The organism is Actinomyces sp. 594 (genome assembly GCF_019325145.1).
Classification (GTDB): domain Bacteria; phylum Actinomycetota; class Actinomycetes; order Actinomycetales; family Actinomycetaceae; genus Actinomyces.
Genome location: NZ_PIZC01000066.1, coordinates 1 through 13893 on the forward strand (window position 1 = coordinate 1; position 13893 = coordinate 13893).

The 13893-nt window shown below is 68.2% G+C and carries 12 protein-coding genes; 9 read left to right on the plus strand and 3 right to left on the minus strand.

The window, feature by feature from the left end:
* Positions 1-427: 427 nt before the first annotated feature.
* Positions 428-2512: a transketolase gene (gene tkt / locus GZ998_RS11590; RefSeq protein ID WP_219109911.1), complete on the minus strand. Its 2085-nt coding sequence runs from the start codon at positions 2510-2512 to the stop codon at positions 428-430.
* 749 nt (positions 2513-3261) lie between these two features.
* On the opposite strand from tkt, the gene GZ998_RS11595 reads away from it, so the two are divergent.
* The 8 genes from GZ998_RS11595 to GZ998_RS11630 all read left to right on the plus strand — a co-directional run bounded on the left by GZ998_RS11595 (position 3262) and on the right by GZ998_RS11630 (position 10017).
* Complete coding sequence (locus GZ998_RS11595) at positions 3262-3744, plus strand: PTS sugar transporter subunit IIA (protein ID WP_219109912.1); 483 nt, start codon at positions 3262-3264, stop codon at positions 3742-3744.
* A gap of 50 nt (positions 3745-3794) precedes the next feature.
* The gene (locus tag GZ998_RS11600) at positions 3795-4088 is read left to right on the plus strand and encodes a PTS sugar transporter subunit IIB (protein ID WP_103063598.1); all 294 of its coding nucleotides are present in this window, start codon (positions 3795-3797) and stop codon (positions 4086-4088) included.
* A 1-nt stretch (position 4089) separates the two neighbouring features.
* On the plus strand, positions 4090-5466 hold the full coding sequence (locus GZ998_RS11605; protein WP_219109913.1) for a PTS galactitol transporter subunit IIC: 1377 nt from the start codon (positions 4090-4092) through the stop codon (positions 5464-5466).
* A 91-nt stretch (positions 5467-5557) separates the two neighbouring features.
* Entirely contained in the window at positions 5558-6229 is a 672-nt protein-coding gene (locus GZ998_RS11610; RefSeq protein ID WP_161924834.1) for a class II aldolase/adducin family protein, read from the plus strand.
* A 29-nt stretch (positions 6230-6258) separates the two neighbouring features.
* Complete coding sequence (locus GZ998_RS11615) at positions 6259-7266, plus strand: dihydroxyacetone kinase subunit DhaK (protein ID WP_219109914.1); 1008 nt, start codon at positions 6259-6261, stop codon at positions 7264-7266.
* A complete protein-coding gene (locus GZ998_RS11620; RefSeq protein ID WP_219109915.1) occupies positions 7253-7906 on the plus strand; it encodes a dihydroxyacetone kinase subunit L in 654 nt (217 codons plus the stop codon). The genes GZ998_RS11615 and GZ998_RS11620 overlap by 14 nt, the downstream gene beginning before the upstream one ends.
* Positions 7907-7982: 76 nt before the next feature.
* Positions 7983-9041 carry an aldo/keto reductase gene (locus GZ998_RS11625; protein ID WP_219109916.1) on the plus strand — a complete coding sequence of 353 codons (1059 nt, stop codon included), beginning with the start codon at positions 7983-7985 and terminating at the stop codon, positions 9039-9041.
* Between the two features lie 25 nt (positions 9042-9066).
* Entirely contained in the window at positions 9067-10017 is a 951-nt protein-coding gene (locus GZ998_RS11630; RefSeq protein WP_219109917.1) for a helix-turn-helix domain-containing protein, read from the plus strand.
* A gap of 257 nt (positions 10018-10274) precedes the next feature.
* Here GZ998_RS11630 and GZ998_RS11635 read toward each other — a convergent pair whose 3' ends face one another.
* Together GZ998_RS11635 and GZ998_RS11640 are read right to left on the minus strand one after the other, a co-directional pair.
* Positions 10275-11231, minus strand: a complete 957-nt coding sequence (locus GZ998_RS11635; RefSeq protein ID WP_219109918.1) for a sugar-binding transcriptional regulator — start codon at positions 11229-11231, stop codon at positions 10275-10277.
* A 110-nt stretch (positions 11232-11341) separates the two neighbouring features.
* Complete coding sequence (locus GZ998_RS11640; RefSeq protein ID WP_308807243.1) at positions 11342-12592, minus strand: ROK family transcriptional regulator; 1251 nt, start codon at positions 12590-12592, stop codon at positions 11342-11344.
* Positions 12593-12659: 67 nt separating this feature from the next.
* Here GZ998_RS11640 and xylA point away from each other — a divergent pair, with 67 nt between their 5' ends.
* Positions 12660-13841, plus strand: a complete 1182-nt coding sequence (xylA, locus tag GZ998_RS11645; protein ID WP_219109920.1) for a xylose isomerase — start codon at positions 12660-12662, stop codon at positions 13839-13841.
* Positions 13842-13893 lie beyond the last annotated feature (52 nt).

Sequence of the window (13893 nt, forward strand, 5' to 3'; positions counted from 1 at the left end):
GCTCCCATGTGCGCCGCGAGGGTCGCCGCACATGGGAGCCGACTGTACCGTTCACCGGCTGATGCGTTTTCCGCGTAATTACGCCAAATCGCTAGAAGCGCGCCGCGAATGAGCGTGCGGCGCGCGCTCACGCCGAGCCCCTGGGCCCACCAGGCCGCAGCGCCCGGCGCGTGCCCGCGGTTGGGGGTTGCGTTCCACGTCCCTGGTGCTTGTTGCACGACCTTTGTGCTTGTTGCACGACCCCGGGGTGGTCGTGGAAAGCACACCAAGGTCGTGGAACTTCCCGGGGGTCGTGGAACGCGACTCGTGGTGTCTGGGCCTGTCGGTAGGACGAACACGCCGACCGGGCGTGGGCGAGCTGAGTTGATAATCAGGCGCGGGCGGACAACCCGTTAAGGTGGTCCGCCCGCGCCGTAGTGGCCGCCTGTCAGGCGCGGGCCAGGGCCTCGCGCACCCGCGCCGCTACCGCCTCGCCGGTGAAGCCGTACTCCTTGAACAGCTGCGTGCCGGGCGCGGAGGCGCCGAAGCGGTCCAGGGAGACGATCAGGCCGTCGTCGCCAACAATCTCGCGCCAGCCCATGGCCGAGCCGGCCTCGATGGACACCCGCACGCCCGCCTCGGGCAGCACCGAGGCCCGGTAGGCCTCGTCCTGCTGGGCGAACCACTCCAGGCAGGGGGCGGAGACCACGCGGGTGGGCGTGCCCTCGGCCTGCAGCACCTCGCGGGCGTCCATGGCCACGCCCACCTCGGAGCCGGTGGCGACCAGCACCACCGCGGAGGAGACCTCGGTGCCAGCAGCATCCGTGGCCTCGGCCAGCACGTAAGCGCCGCGGTGCACACCGGCGCGGGCGGTCTCGGCATCAGCGTGGACGGTCAGGTTCTGCCGGGACAGCACGATTCCGGCCGGGCCCTCCGGGCGGCGCAGGATCTCCGCCCACGCGGCCGCCGTCTCATTGGCGTCAGCGGGACGGACCACCGCCAGGCCCGGGATGGCGCGCAGCGCGGCCAGGTGCTCAATCGGCTGGTGGGTGGGGCCGTCCTCGCCCACGCCGATGGAGTCGTGCGTCCACACGAAGATGGACCCCAGGCCCATCAGCGCCGCCAGGCGCACGGCCGGGCGCATGTAGTCGGAGAACACCATGAAGGTGCCCCCGTACGCGCGGGTCAGACGGTCCAGGGCGATGCCGTTGAGAATCCCGCCCATGGCGTGCTCGCGGATGCCGAAGTGCAGGGTGCGCCCGTAGGGGCCGTCACCGTCGGAACGAGCCAGGTCGGCGGGCAGGAAGGAGGGCTCCCCGGCCATGGTGGTGTTGTTGGAGCCGGCCAGGTCCGCGGACCCGCCCCACAGCTCCGGGGCCACCGGCGCCAGGGCCGTGAGCGTCTTGCCGGAGGCCGCACGCGTGGCCAGGGCGTCACCCACCTCCCACACCGGCAGTGCGGCGTCCAGGCCCGCATCCAGCTTGCCTGCCTGTAGCCGCTCCAGCAGGGCGGCCCGCTCGGGGGCGGCCTGCTGCCAGGCGGCGAAGCGGGCGTCCCAGTCGGCGCGCTCGGCCGCGGCGCGCTCGGCGGCGTGCGAGCGGGTGAAGGCAAGAACGTCGTCGGGCAGCTGGAAGGATGCCTGCGGGTCCAGCCCCAGGGCGGTCTTCAGCCCGGCGACCTCCTCGGAGCCGAGCTTGGCGCCGTGAGAGTCCTCCGAGCCCTGCTTGGTGGGGGAGGGCCAGGCGATGATCGTGTGCAGGCGGATCATCGTTGGGCGCTTGGTCTCCGCACGCGCCGCCACCAGCGCCTCGTGCAGGGCCTGCAGGTCCTCGTGGTAGGCGCCGCCGGCCTTCCAGTCGACGTCGAGCACCTGCCAGCCGTAGGCCTCGAAGCGCTTGGAGGGGTCCTCGGTGAAGGAGATATCGGTGTCGCCCTCGATGGAGATGTCGTTGTCGTCATAGATGGCGATCAGGTTGCCCAGCTGCAGGGTGCCGGCCAGAGAGGCGGCCTCGGAGGCGACGCCCTCCTGCATGCAGCCGTCGCCCATGATCGTGTAGACGAAGTGGTCGAACAGGGAGGCGCCGTCGGCGGCGTCCGGCTCGAACAGGCCGTGCTCGCGGCGGGCCGCGATGGCCAGGCCGACGGCGTTGGAGAAGCCCGCGCCCAGCGGGCCGGTGGTGGTCTCAATGCCGGGGGTGTATCCGAACTCGGGGTGCCCGGGCAGGCCGGCGGGGGAGCGGAAGTGGGTGAAGCCCTCCATAGGGATGCCGTAGCCGGTCAGGAACAGCTGGCAGTACTGCAGCAGGGAGGCGTGCCCGGCGGACAGGACGAAGCGGTCGCGGCCCAGCCAGTTCGGGTCGGCGGGGTCGTGGCGCAGCTCGTACTGGTAGAGCAGGTGGGCCACTGGTGCCAGCGAGATTGGCGTGCCGGGGTGACCAGAGCCCGCCGCCTCCACGGCGTCGGCGGCCAGTGCCTTGGCGACGTTGATGGCCTTTAGGTCCAGGTCGGTGAGTGGTAGGGGCTCGGTGCTCATGGGCAGCTCCTTTGTTGATCGTCTGGTCGGTCGTCTGATTGGTTGTCTAGCGGTCTGCGGAGTTGCCTGCAGTGCAGGCGCTGGTGCCAGCGTGCGCCCGGTCGGTGAGCGCGCACGCTGCGGAAGCTGGATGCATCATCCACGCGAGCGGCCCGCCGGGCAAGACGAAGCGGAGCACACAGGTGCGTGCGCCAGCGCCGCCACGGGCGCGGCTGCGCTGGGCGGAGCCGGAGCGCCGCCGCATGGCGCCTGCCGCGGAGCTGGTGCGCGGGGGGGGATGAACGTGCATGCGAGCTTGCACGCGATAAATGTATCTCGAAAAGACAAACGGCGGTAGGTGGTGGTCCGGCGGGTGGGCATCAAGGGTGTCGTGGAGGTGCGCGCCGGCGCCGGGCGAGCGGTGCGGGTGTGAGGTCCTGCGCAGCCCGAGTGCGCCGCCGCCCGGGCCCCTGCGGGCGGGCGTGGGGCCGGGCGCTGCCGTCCCCGGTGCTGCCGGGGCCGCGCCTGGCGCTACGCCGAGCCGATAGGGTGATGAACGAATGTTCATAAACGGATGTGAATGCGCGCCGGTGCGACCGGGAAATCGCCTGGTAGTTGGCGCCATATCGCCGACTGGGCGCGCAGATCTGATAGCCCTTTGGTGAACATATGCTCGCCGAAGGGGTGTTTTCTGCGGGCACTTGCCGCTAGTTTCCCGAGGTGTCCGGACCTCGTCCGGACCCTGGTACTCGAAGGCGAGACGCAAGGAGATGGCAGCGATGCAGCTGGATCTGCTCAAGCCCGACCTGATCCGCCTCGACTGGGAGGTGAATGACCAGCAGGAGTTCTTCGAACGGATCGCGGCGGAGCTCCTGCGCGCGGGCTACATTCGGGAAACCTTCCATGAGGCGCTGGTGGAACGCGAGCGCAAGTACCCGACCGCGCTCCCAACCATGCCGGAGGCGGTTGCCATCCCCCACTCCGACGTCGAACACATCGTCAAGCCCTTCATCGCCCCGGTGCGCCTGGCCAGGCCGATTGACTGGCGGGAGATGGGCAACGACGACGTCGTCCACCCGGTTCGCTTCATCTTCGTCCTCGGCTTCGTGCAGGAGGACCGCCACGTGGAGGTACTGCAAATCATGCTGCAGGCCTTCCAGGACCCGGCCTTCATGGAGCAGCTGAGCGCGGCGCAGACCCCGGACGAGTACTACCGGGTGCTTTCCGGCATGTCCGGCATCGAGGCCGCCTGAGCCGGAAACACCCACACCCCACACCCACCCACTCACAAGGAGAACCCACCATGACCGCAAAAGTAGTAGTCGCCTGCGGCAGCGGCGTCGCCACATCCCAGACGGTTGCCAGCAAGGTCAGCCGCCTACTGAAGGAGGCGAAGGTCGACGCCGACGTCCAGGCCGTCGACCTGAAGTCCGTCGACCGCCACCTGGCCGACGCCGCCGCCTACATCACCATCGTGCGGGAGAACAAGCCCCGCTCCGTCCCCGTCATTAACGGGATCGCGTTCCTGACCGGCATGGGGCAGGACCAGGAGCTGACCAAGCTGATCGAGGCCATTAAGTCCTCCGGGAGCAACTGACATGCAAATCCTTCAGGACTCCGTCAACTTCCTGCTCTCGCTCGGGGCCGCCATCTTCGTCCCCATAATCATCATCATCGCCGGTCTGATCGTCCGGATGAAGGTGAAGGACGCCATCTCCGCGGGCATCACCCTGGGCGTGGCCTTCTCCGGCATGACCATGCTCATCAGCTACATGACCGAGGCGATCACGCCGGCCGCTCAGGCGATGTCGGACACCATCGGCGTGGACCTGCCCATCACCGACGGCGGGTGGACGACGATGTCCACGATCTCCTGGTCGTGGCCCTATGCCTTCCTGATGTTCCCACTGGTGATCGGCATCAACATCGTGCTGATCCTGCTGAAGCAGACCGAGACCTTCAACGCGGACCTGTGGAACGTGTGGGGCAAGATCTTCACCGCCGTCGCCGTGTACTACATAACCGGAATGGTGTGGCTGGCATTTGTCATCGCGGCCATTCAGGTGGTCTTCGAGCTGAAGACCGCGGACTTCCACCAGCACCGGGTGGAAACCATGACCGGCATCCCGGGCGTGACGATCACTCACCGCATGGTGTTCCTGGCCGCCCCCATGTACCCGATCGACTGGCTGCTGCGCAAGATCCCCGGGCTCGACCGCTCGTTCAACGCCGCCGACCTGCGCGACAAGCTCGGCATCTTCGCCGAGAACCACGTGCTGGGCTTCATCCTCGGCATCCTGTTCGGCGTCCTCGCCCGGTTTGACGTCGCCGCCATTTTGACGCTCGGCATTCAGGCCGCTACGGCGCTGACCCTGTTCCCGGTCATCTCCAAGTACTTCATGCAGGCGCTCGAGCCGATCTCGAACGCGATCTCCGAGTACATGCGCAAGCGCTTCAACGACCGGCAGCTGTTCGTCGGGCTCGACTGGCCCTTTCTCGGCGGCGCCAACGAGATCTGGATCGCCGTGATCTGGACCATCCCGGTGACCCTCGCCTACGCCTTCTTCCTGCCCGGCAACGGCATTCTCCCCTTTGCGGGCATCATCAACATCTGCATCGCGGTGGCGGCCTACTTCGCCAGCAAGGGCAACATCATCCGGATGCTCATCCAGTGCACGATCTTCGCCCCCGTGTTCCTGTGGGTGGGCACCGCCTTCGCCCCGTTCATGACCGAGTTGGCCAACTCCACCAGGGCGGTGGAACTGTCCGCCGGGCAGATGATCTCCAACTCCTCCATCGACGCGCCCATCTTCACCTACGCGCTGTCCCACCTCATGCAAGTCCTCGACGGGAACTTCATCCCGCTGGTCATCTTCGTGGCCTGGCTGGTCTGCTTCGCGGCGTACTCGCGCAGCCTGATCAAGGAGCGCAACGAGGCGCGCGCGGCGGCCGTCGAGGCCGGAGTCACCGCCTGAGGCGACTGACTCACGCGGCGGCGGTGACCCACCGCCGCCGCGGCCCTGATCAACACCCGAGAATCCATCGAAACCAGAAAGTAGAACACTCATGCTTGAAACCCTGAAGAAGGAACTGTGCGAGATCGCCAAGCGGGCGCAGCACGACGGGCTGTGCAAGCACAAGTCCGGCAACTTCTCCATCCGCGACGCCGAAACCGGCCTGCTGGTCGCCTCGCCCACTTCCCTGGACCGTGACCTTTTGACCCCGCGCGACGTGGTGGTCATGGACCTCGACGCCCACGTCGTCGAGAACGAATCCGGCCTGCGACCCACCAGCGAGGTGCTCATGCACCTGGAGATCTACAAGGAGCGTCCCGAGCTGGTCGCCATCGTGCACACCCACTCGGCCTACGCCACCTCCTTCGCGCTGCTGAACAAGCCGATCCCCGCCATCGTCTACGAGGTCGCCAACCTGGGGCTGAGCCGGGCGCGCATTCCCGTGGCCCCGTACGGCCGCCCCGGCACCCCCGAGCTGGCCGCCTCGGTGCGTCAGGCCGTGCGCGAGGCCGACTGCGTGCTGCTGGAGAAGCACGGCGCCGTCGCCGTCGACTCCCGCAACCTGTACGAGGCCTACCTCAAGGCCGCCTACATCGAGGAGCTCGCCCAGCTCTACCACCAGGCGCTCACGGCCAACGGCGGCGTCGAGCCCGAGTCCTTCGCCACCGAAGAGCTCCAGAAGTGGGCGTATCCGGCGGAGATCACCTTCCCCAACCAGCACTGAGACGGCACGTAGAACCCTGGGAGGCAAGCATGAAGAAGATACTCAACAGCGCGGACAGCTTCGTCCGCGACACCATGGAGGGCATCGCAGCGGCCTACGGCGACCGTGTTGCCCTGCTCGACGGCGACTTCCGGGTACTCGTCTCACGCTACCCGGCGCCGGAGGGCAAGGTCGGCGTCGTCACCGCCGGCGGCAGCGGGCACCTGCCCCTGTTCCTCGGCTACGTCGGGCAGGGCATGCTGGACGGATGCGCCGTCGGGGAGGTCTTCGCCTCACCGGCCGCCGAGAAGATGGCCGACATGATCCGCGCCTGCGACCGCGGCGCCGGCGTCCTGTGCCTGTACGGCAACTACAACGGCGACGTCTTCAACTTCCGCATGGCCTGTGAGGACGTCGAGTTCGACGATATCGAGACCCGGCAGCTGCTCGGCCGCGACGACGTCGCCAGCTCTCCGAAGGAGCGCGCCGACAAGCGGCGGGGCGTGGCCGGGCTGGTCTACGCGTTCAAGATCGCCGGGGCCGCCGCCGAGAAGATGATGACACTCGACGAGGTCACCGCCGTCACCGCCCGCGCCCTGGACAACATCCGCACCATGGGGGTGGCACTATCACCGTGCATTGTCCCCAAGGTCGGTGAGCCGACCTTCACCATCCAGGAGGGGCAGATCGAGATCGGCATGGGCATCCACGGGGAGGCCGGCATCGAGGTGCGCCCCATGATGACCGCCGAGGAGATCGCCCGCCTCATCCTGGAGACCATCGCGGCTGACATGCCGCTGGATGCCGGGGACGAGGTCTCGGTGATGATCAACGGCCTGGGCGGCACCCCGCTGGAGGAGCAGCTCATCGTGTACCGCTCCGTGCACGCCCTGCTGGCCGAACGCGGAGTCACGGTGGTTATGCCGCATGTAGGCGAGTTCGCCACCTCCATGGAAATGGCGGGGCTGTCGGTGTCCGTGTTCAAGCTCGACGCCGAGCTGAAGGAACTGCTGCGCGCCCCGGCCACCACGCCCTTCTACACCAATGCGAACAAGTGAGGCCCACATGCTGAACCGTGAGTCACTTGCGGCAATCGCCGGTGAAATCAGCGCCCTGATGACCACCAACCGGAACTACCTGGTATCCCTGGACCAGGTCAGTGGGGACGGAGACCTGGGCATCTCCATGGACGACGGCTTCCGGGCACTGTCCGAGTACCTGGCCGCCCAGGAGCAGACCGACCTCGGGCAGCTCCTGCGCGGAGCGGCCAAGGCCTTCAACGGCGCGGCGCCGTCGTCACTGGGAACCATCCTCAGCTTCGGGATGATGGGTATGGCACGAGCGCTGCGCGGCAAGACCGAGGCCGACGTCGTCACTGCCGCGCAGGCCCTGCAGGCGGGCGTGGAGGCCATCATGGACAAGGCCGAGTCCAAGCCGGGGGAGAAGACCATCCTGGACGCGCTCGTGCCCGGGACGACGGCGCTCACCGAGGGCGCCGTCGCCGGAGGTGAGACCGCTTTGAGCGAGCTGCTGCGGCGCGCCGCCGAGGCGGCCGCCCAGGGATCGGAGTCCACCCGGGAGATGGAGGCCGTGCACGGACGCGCCGCATACTCCGCCTCCCGCAGCATTGGGGTGCTCGACGGCGGCTCCGTCGTCGGCCGCCTCATCTTCGAGGGGCTGGCCGCCTGGGCGGCCTGAGGGTCGCGGATCCGCGGGGGTGGGAGGTGCCGAGAGCCCCTTCCGCCCCCGCAGATCGAGTCGTACCGTATGTGTCATGGAATACAGACAGCTTGGCAAAAGCGGCCTACGGGTCTCGACCATCACCCTGGGCACCATGGGTTTTGGCGGCACCGGGTTCGCGCGCACGGTGGGTCAGATTGATGTGGACGGAGCGCGTCGGCAAATCGACATCGCACGCGACGCCGGAGTGAACCTCTTCGACACCGCCGACATGTACTCCGCCGGACTGTCCGAGGAGATCCTCGGCAAGGCGCTCGGCGCGGACCGCGAGGACGTCCTGATCGCCACCAAGGTGCGGATGCCCATGGGGGAGGGCCCCAATGACGCCGGCCTTTCCCGGCACCACATCATGCGCAGCGTGGAGGCGAGCCTGCGCCGCCTGGGCACTGACCACATCGACCTCTACCAGGTGCACGAGTGGGACGGGGTCACGCCCCTGGAGGAGACGCTTACCGCCCTGGACGATCTGGTGCACGCGGGCAAGGTGCGCTACATCGGCTGCTCCAACTATGCGGCCTGGCACATGATGAAGTCCCTGTGGACCGCCGACCGTCACGGCCTGACCCCGTTCGTCAGCAACCAGGTGCACTACTCCGTACAGACCCGGGATATCGAGCACGAGATCGTACCCGCCGCGGTGGACCAGGGCATAGGCATCCTGGTGTGGAGCCCGCTGGCAGGCGGGCTGCTGACCGGCAAGTACCGCCGCGGAGTCGACGCGCCCGCCGGCAGCCGCCACGTGGAGGGCTGGGACGAGCCGCCGGTGTATGACGTAGAGGTCCTCTACGACATCGTCGAGGAACTCGTGGCGATCGCCGACGGGCACGGCGTCGCACCCAGTCAGGTGGCTCTTGCCTACGTTCTGGCCAAGCCGGCGGTCACCTCGGTGATCGTGGGGGCGCGCAATGAGCAGCAGTTGCAGCAGAATCTCGGTGCTGCCGACTTGGCGCTCACTGCTGAGGAGATGGAGCGGCTGGAACAGGTCAGCGCAACCGGCTTGCCGTACCCGTTCTGGCACCACCTGAACGCCGCGGACCGGTTGAGTCCCGCCGACCTGACGTTGCTGGCTCGGCACCTGCGGGATCGCGGCTGAGCGTACTGCCCTACGCTGGGGCGCCATGCCCGTCTCGTTCACAGGCCTGATTAGCGTCCTGCCGCTCAACTCCACCGCACTCCCGCCGGCGCCGCGCAGCCCGGTGCTACTGTTCGCCGTCCTTATTCAGCCGGCGGCGCTGCTCGTGGCCTACCTGGTCGGCCGTTTCGCCTCCCACCTGGTGCGGCGGCGGGCACGTATCTCCACATCCACCGCCACCCTCACCGCTCTGATCGGCCTGTGGGCCGGGTTCGCCGGGGGCGCGTGGCTGTTCAACGAGGACTACTTATGGGCGCCGCGGATCCTGGCCTCCGCCGTCGTCGTCGCCGTGATCGTGGTGGGACTGACCGCGCTGGTCATAACCCGCATCCAGCACGAGCCGCCGTTGGACCCGATCGCCGAGGTGGCCCGGCGGGGCGAGTCGGAGCGTCTGGAGCTGAAATCCTCCGCCCGAGTCAACATGCACACCGGCAAGCGCGACGACGCCATGGAGACGGTTGTGGCCAAGACCGTGGCCGCCTTCCTCAACTCCCGGGGCGGGACCCTGCTGCTGGGCGTCGACGACGACGGGCGGCTGATCGGCCTGGACCCGGACTACGCCACCCTGCGTCAACCCGACGCCGACCGCTTCGAGCTCTTCCTGCGCAGCCTGTGGCGAGTGCGGTTGGGGACGAACGCCGCGGCGCTGCCGCGTCTGGACTTCGCGGCGGCCGCGGACGGGGCCGGTGAGGTATGCCGGGTGACGGTGCCGCCCTCGCCCGTGCCTGTGTACCTCAAGGGCCCCAAGGGCAGTGGCGGTACCGAACTGTGGGTACGGGTCGGCAATTCCACGCAGCGGCTGGAGGTGGATGACGCCGTCTCCTACGTCGCCCGCCGCTGGCCGCAGGAAGTGCGCCCGAGCCTGCGCGCACGCGTGGGTGCCTACCTGCTCTACCACCGCAAACGTGCCGCGGTTCCGCAGGCGGAAACGGATTAGCGGGGGCGGCGGCCGGTGAAGAAGGCTGGCGCCGATGGCTTGCGATGTGAGACCATTGTGGGGAGCCGAGCGGCGGTAACCGCCCGACTCCCCGGAGACATCCGGGATGTTGATCTCAGCGGCCTAGCAGGACGCTGAGCAGAGCCGCAAGGGCCCAGATCATCGGCGGAACAGTTTCAATGGCCGTTCGCCAGATCTGGGCCTTTTGTCTGCTCTTCATCCCTCTCCGGGCCCGGTACGCCGGGTGGCCACCAGTTTCAGAGCATGTCGAGGATCGACAGGGCGGTCTGGTAGTCGGTGGCCAACGCGCTCAGGATGCCGCCCCGGATGGCGCCGACGATCGCCTCCACCTTGTCCTCACCGCCGGCCGCTCCAATGACCAGCGGGATGCGCCGCAGCTCGTCCAGCGGTAGCGCCAGGGTGCGCGGTGTCAGCGGAGTGGGAACGGGGTTTCCGGCGGCGTCGTAATGGTGGTCAAGGATGTGCCCCACCGCTCCACCCGTACGAATGGCCTCGCGCACGTCCGGGGTGAGGTACTCGGCCAGGATGTTGCCCGCGCCCTTCGCCTCCACCCCGGCCACGCCGACGAGTGCCACATCTGCACGGGCTGCCAGTGCCAGGGTGGTGGCCACCTTCTCCTCGCGCATGAGTGGCCGCAGCAGTGAGGGATTGTCGACGATCAGTGGCACCGGCATGCGGGACACCTTCGCGCCCAGCTGGCTGGCGATGCGGGTGCAGATGGTCGGCGCATCCCGGCCCCAGGAGGGCAGGCCGCCGGGGATCGAGCCGAGCAGTTGGACTATGGTGCAGTCCACTCGCGGGATCTGCGGGATACGTTGGGCGGCGGCCTGGATTGAGCGCCCGTTGCCGACGGCGACGACCTGCCCGTTTGCGACCGAGTCGATTAGCAGCTCGGCGGCGGCCTGCCCGACGGCGCCGATCACGTCGGTCCCGTTGACCTCGGCGACTCGGACCGCCCTGAGCGGCAGTCTCTCACGCAGGCGCTTCTCCACCGAGAGAATGTGCTCCAAGGGGTGGGAGATCGTGATGTGCACGATGCCCTGCTCGCGGGCGCGGCTTAGCAGGCGCGAGACACTGGGGCGCGAATAGCCGATCTCGCGGGCGATGTCAGCCTGGGTGAGGTGCTGCTCGTAGTACAACCGCGCCACCCGCAGCAGCAGCTCTACGTCGCCCCGCGTGCCGTCCTCGCCCACGTGGGCAATCCTATACGGGTGGCCCGTACGTCATATCTGCCGATCTCGGTACGTAACTAGTGCCGATTTCGGCGAGGGGAGGGGGCTGTTGGGGTAGAGGAGCCGGATGGTCAGATCCAGGTCGCGGGGTCGGCGACAACCTCCTCCAGCAGCGACCAGGCCGCACCCGTCACCGCCGGCGTCTGGTCCTGGGAGGTCGTGATGACCTGGGGTACGGACCACCGGGAGGACAGGACTCGCTGCCGTAGCTCCGCCTCGAGCTCGGGGCGCAGGATCTCGGCCAGTGGGGCGAGGTGCCCGCCCAGGATCACGGTGGGGATGTCCATGATGTTGATGGCGGCGCTCAGCCCGACGCCGAGCGCCTGCGCGGCCCGGGTGACGGCCTGCCGCGCGGCGGGAGCCGCGGACTCCCATGCGGTTACCAGCTCTTCCGGCGCCGCGGCCTCGTCAAGGCCAGCGGCAGCCAGAATAAGACGGCGCCCCGCGTAGCGCTCCACGCAGCCGCGGTTGCCGCAGGTGCACAGTGGCCCGGTGGGATCAACCTGAATATGGCCGATCTCCCCGGCGAAACCTGAGGCGCCCAACATGACTTGCCCGTCGCGCACGATCCCGGCTCCGATGCCGTTCTCGCCGGAGAGGTAAATGTAAGACGGGTCTGAATGAGGTGCTGCGGGGCGGGTGCGGCCCGCGGTGAGGGCACCGAAATTCGCCTCATTGCCCAGGCGCAGCACCAGGCCGTCGGCTTCGAGCGCCGCCGCCAGGTATCGCCGCGGATCGATCCGCTCCCACCCCAGGTTGGGGGCGCGCAGCAGGGTCTCGTGCGAAACCAGTCCGGGTAGTGCGATCGCTGCACCAACCTTGCGCGCATGCCTTACGGCGTCGAGGGCCAACACATCCGTGGCCAGCTCCGCCAGGCGGGGGAGCACCCGCGCCGGGTCGGAGGCCTCCAGGTCATCCAGCACCACTCGTTCGGCCAGTACCTGGCCTGACAGGTCTATCGCCCGCACCGCCATGCGCGAGACATTCACTTCCAGGCCGACGGCCACGAAGGTGCCCCGAGCGGGCGCCAGCGGCACGGCCGGCCGGCCGGGGCCGGATGCGGGCGACGGATCCAGCTCGGTGAGGATGCCGGCGGCGACGAGGTCATCGGCCAGCCGTGAGGCGGTGGAGCGGGTCATGCCGGTTGCGGCGGCGACGTCGGCGCGCGAGACGGGCTCGGGAGCGGCGAACACGTGGCCGGCCAGCAGCGCGAGGTTGGCGGTGCGCAAGCTGGACTGCCGGGCCGAGATAGGCGCGGCCGGCGCTTGGGTGCGGGAGGTGAGGGAGGGGGGCGACTCCGACGTCGTGTTGGCTCGAGACACGCCTTGACCATACCGCACGGCTGTGCCATAGTTGCGTCAGCGAACAAATCCGGCTCGAGGAGGAACCATGGTTCGTAAGCCCACCAAGGAAGACAAGTTCTCATTCGGCCTGTGGACCGTCGGCTGGCTGGCGGCCGACCCCTTTGGGGACACCACCCGCACCGCGCTCAAGCCCTGGGAGTATGCCGAGAAGCTCGCCGAACTTGGCGCCTGGGGCATCACTTTCCACGACAATGACGTCTTCCCCTTCGACGCCACCGACGCCGAGCGGGCGAAGATCGTCAGTAAGCTCAAGGACACGGTGGACGCCACGGGCCTGACCATCGAGATGGTCACCACCAACACCTTCACCCACCCGATCTTCAAGGACGGTGGCCTGACCAACAACGACCGCTCCATCCGCCGCTTCGGCCTGCGCAAGATCCTGCGCAACGTGGACCTGGCGGCCGAGCTCGGCGCCACCACCTTCGTCATGTGGGGTGGCCGCGAGGGTGCTGAGTACGACTCCTCCAAGGACCTGGGCGCCGTCTTCGACCGCTACAAGGAGGGCCTGGACACGGTCGCCCAGTACATCAAGGACCAGGGCTACAACCTGCGCATCGGCCTGGAGCCGAAGCCGAACGAGCCCCGCGGTGACATCTTCCTGCCCACCGTCGGCCACGCCCTGGCGCTGATCGCCGAGCTGGACAACGGCGACGTCGTCGGCCTGAACCCCGAGGTGGGCCACGAGCAGATGGCGGGCCTGAACTACACCCACGCCCTGGCGCAGGCGCTGAACGCCGGCAAGCTCTTCCACATCGACCTCAACGGCCAGAAGGGCCTGAAGTATGACCAGGACCTGGTCTTCGGGCACGGCGACCTGCTCAGCGCGTTCTTCACCGTCGACCTGCTGGTCAACGGCTTCCCCAGCGGCGGCCCCCGCTACGACGGGCCGATCCACTTCGACTACAAGCCCTCTCGCACCGACGGCATTGAGGGCGTGTGGGAGTCCGCGGCCGCCAATATGGAGATGTTCATCCAGCTGGCGGACAAGGCCCGCGCCTTCCGCGCCGACCCGGAGGTCCAGGAGGCCCTGAAGCTGTCCGGGATTTATGAGCTGGCTGAGCCGACCCTGGCCGAGGGGGAGACGATCGCCGACCTGCTCGCCGACCGCAGCGCCTACGAGGACTTCGACGCCGAGGCGGCCGCAGCCCGCGATTACCACTTCGTCAACCTGCACGAGAAGGCCGTTCAGCACCTGATCAGCTGACCGCCGCTCGTACCAACAATCCAACCGAATCCGAAGATCAATCAGTGGTCGG

What these genes read in the sequence shown, in the direction of transcription:
- GZ998_RS11595 (WP_219109912.1), top strand. Translation starts at nt 3,262, where the DNA reads ATGGCAGCGATGCAGCTGGATCTGCTCAAGCCCGACCTGATCCGCCTC.
- GZ998_RS11630 (WP_219109917.1), top strand. Translation starts at nt 9,067, where the DNA reads ATGCCCGTCTCGTTCACAGGCCTGATTAGCGTCCTGCCGCTCAACTCC.
- tkt (WP_219109911.1), bottom strand. Translation starts at nt 2,512, where the DNA reads ATGAGCACCGAGCCCCTACCACTCACCGACCTGGACCTAAAGGCCATC.
- xylA (WP_219109920.1), top strand. Translation starts at nt 12,660, where the DNA reads ATGGTTCGTAAGCCCACCAAGGAAGACAAGTTCTCATTCGGCCTGTGG.
- GZ998_RS11610 (WP_161924834.1), top strand. Translation starts at nt 5,558, where the DNA reads ATGCTTGAAACCCTGAAGAAGGAACTGTGCGAGATCGCCAAGCGGGCG.
- GZ998_RS11605 (WP_219109913.1), top strand. Translation starts at nt 4,090, where the DNA reads ATGCAAATCCTTCAGGACTCCGTCAACTTCCTGCTCTCGCTCGGGGCC.
- GZ998_RS11615 (WP_219109914.1), top strand. Translation starts at nt 6,259, where the DNA reads ATGAAGAAGATACTCAACAGCGCGGACAGCTTCGTCCGCGACACCATG.
- GZ998_RS11600 (WP_103063598.1), top strand. Translation starts at nt 3,795, where the DNA reads ATGACCGCAAAAGTAGTAGTCGCCTGCGGCAGCGGCGTCGCCACATCC.
- GZ998_RS11625 (WP_219109916.1), top strand. Translation starts at nt 7,983, where the DNA reads ATGGAATACAGACAGCTTGGCAAAAGCGGCCTACGGGTCTCGACCATC.
- GZ998_RS11620 (WP_219109915.1), top strand. Translation starts at nt 7,253, where the DNA reads ATGCGAACAAGTGAGGCCCACATGCTGAACCGTGAGTCACTTGCGGCA.